Source organism: Peribacillus sp. P4_C12 (genome assembly GCF_056402095.1).
Genome location: NZ_JBFUIB010000713.1, coordinates 1 through 1,564 on the forward strand (window position 1 = coordinate 1; position 1,564 = coordinate 1,564).

Genomic DNA, 1,564 nt, shown 5'->3' on the forward strand with positions numbered 1-1,564 from the left:
AACCCAGGCACTAAATATAGCTGAATTTGTCCACTTTCACAGCAAACAATATAAGGAAGGAAAAACCCTTTTTGCACTAACGAGTATTCATGCAGTTTATCAGGAGCTTCAAGGGCTATCCATTCCTTCTAGATATATGGTCCAGCCCAAACATACCTTAATTGAAAGCCTAACAAGAGCTATATCTTTGTTGAAACTAAAGAAAACGGAAGAATCTCAGATTGCAGTTATTTCTATTCAAGATTATCAACAAAATCTTAATGGGAGTGATTCATTTTTGAATTTTTTACAGAAGTTGAGTAAAAGGCTACAAGCTCGTGTTTCTCTTGAATACTTAAATCCATATTTGATTTATACAACACGTGGAGCATTGCAGGCGTTCGAAAACGATTTTTATAATGATATTATCGGACAAATGGAAAGAGAATTTCAAAATTTATTCCAAATAGGTATTGGGTATGGGTATACAATTCAGGAGGCGGAAAAACATTCAGCCCAAGCGTTATTTTTTACTAATAAATTTCTAAAGAGTAAAACGATTGCATGCTTGGTGGATGAAGATCAAAAATTACAAGGACCTTTATTTGAAGAAAATCACCTTGTGGAATTGAAAAATGAGGATGAAACTATTCAAAAACTAGCTAGTGAACTTAAAATGAGTGCAAAAAATATAAAGTTAATTCATCAGTTTATTTCCATAAACAATTTTCGGGCTTTTTCTGCAGCAGAGCTAGAAGAATACATGAATTGCACCCGACGATCGGCAGAAAGATTCATTAAAAGGCTCATTGAAGGAGGCTGTCTTTTAAAAGGAGGTGAGGAGCATCCTTACGATCAAGGAAGACCTCGAAATTTATATTTAGCTACAGAAAAATTAAAGACCCTAATTGGATTTTAAAAATTCAGACTTTACAGAAAAAGGGGATTAGTATATATTATTTTTATTAACGACATATAGCGACAGTATGAAAGGGGAGCTTAGTTTTGATTATTGAACGTTGTGAAATTTATGCCACTCATTTGCCTTTAAAAGAACCATTTGTTATTTCCTATGAAACATATAAGTATATGCCTTCTGTTATCGTAAAATTGATAGCCGATAACGGGCTAGTAGGATATGGTGAAGCAGTACCTGATGAACATGTAACAGGGGAAACGTTTTATGCAACATTCGAAGTATTAAAGCATGTCCTTTTGCCTGCAGTGAAACAAGAAAATCCATTTAATTTGGAAAAAATTCACTACATTATGAATTCGGCCATTATGGGAAATCCCTCAGCAAAAGCGGCCATTGATATTGCGTGCTATGACCTTATGGGAAAATACACAAAATTGCCGATTTATGATTTATTAGGTGGGAAATTTCATGAATCCCTAACGTTTGCAAAAGTTTTAAGTATTGACGAACCAGAGATTATGGCTGAAAAAGCTCAGGAAGCTGTCGACCAAGGATATACTTCGTTAAAACTTAAAGTAGGTTGGGATATTGAGTCAGATGTAGAGCGTATAGCAGCGGTTCGAGAAAAAGTTGGGGAGAAGTTTCCAATTCGGGTAGATGCCAATC

At 35.0% G+C, this 1,564-nt stretch carries 2 protein-coding genes; both read left to right on the forward strand.

The features are described 5' to 3' along the window. Nucleotides 1-190 precede the first annotated feature (190 nt). Nucleotides 191-898 (forward strand): hypothetical protein, encoded by a 708-nt coding sequence (locus AC1DUW_RS28275; protein ID WP_477644112.1) that lies wholly within the window; start codon nucleotides 191-193, stop codon nucleotides 896-898. A gap of 86 nt (nucleotides 899-984) precedes the next feature. Beyond that, on the forward strand, nucleotides 985-1,564 hold a 580-nt coding region (locus AC1DUW_RS28280), incomplete at its 3' end, for a mandelate racemase/muconate lactonizing enzyme family protein (protein ID WP_477644113.1).